This window comes from Alcanivorax sp. HI0083, assembly GCF_001635175.1.
Genome location: NZ_LWFX01001554.1, coordinates 1 through 625, shown reverse-complemented (window position 1 = coordinate 625; position 625 = coordinate 1). Strand labels below are relative to the sequence as shown.

The window sequence follows — 625 nt, the reverse complement described above, 5'->3', positions numbered from 1 at the left end:
CAGGTTGGCCAGCAAGCTTTCCTGCTTTGGTGGCATGGCGCTGGCTGGCTTGCCGTTCTGTTCCGGGATGTTGCTTTCGCTCATTCGAGATTCCGTTTGATCAGTTTATGGCAGCCGGAGGGCGTTAAAGATGCCGGTGAAGGGCTCAAAAATGCTACCCTGCGCCTTGATTCCCGTCGTCAGCCTGTCGCAGTGAGCGTCTGTGACGCATGGGAGTCACGGCAGACACATCGAGAACCTTGAGAGGATCTGGCTATTTCTTGTAACCACACAATCGACCTGCACAGTCACAGTACAGCGTCGGACGGTATTCTAAGCCCTGCAGCGCTGGTGTCGAGGGCTGCGGACTATGGCGTAACCTGTCTGGCCCTGACTGACCACGATACCCTGGCCGGGTTGCCTGAAGCCCATGAGGCTGCCCGTCAGCACGACATCAGCCTGGTGAATGGTATCGAACTGTCTGTGCGTCACGAAAACCGGGAATATCATGTGCTTGGATTGTGGCTGGATACCGGTTGTGGTCAGTTACAGGAAAGGGTCGCAGCCCAGCAGGAGGCACGGGTAAATCGTGCCCGGGAGATTGGTCGCCGTCTGGATCGCGCAGCCACACTGGCCAACAGTTATG

General features: G+C 57.1%; 1 protein-coding gene. It reads left to right on the top strand.

Annotated elements, in window-relative coordinates; translation table 11 throughout:
• Positions 1 to 330: 330 nt before the first annotated feature.
• The coding region (locus A3754_RS23270) for a PHP domain-containing protein (RefSeq protein WP_231880760.1) at positions 331 to 625 on the top strand (295 nt) is incomplete at its 3' end.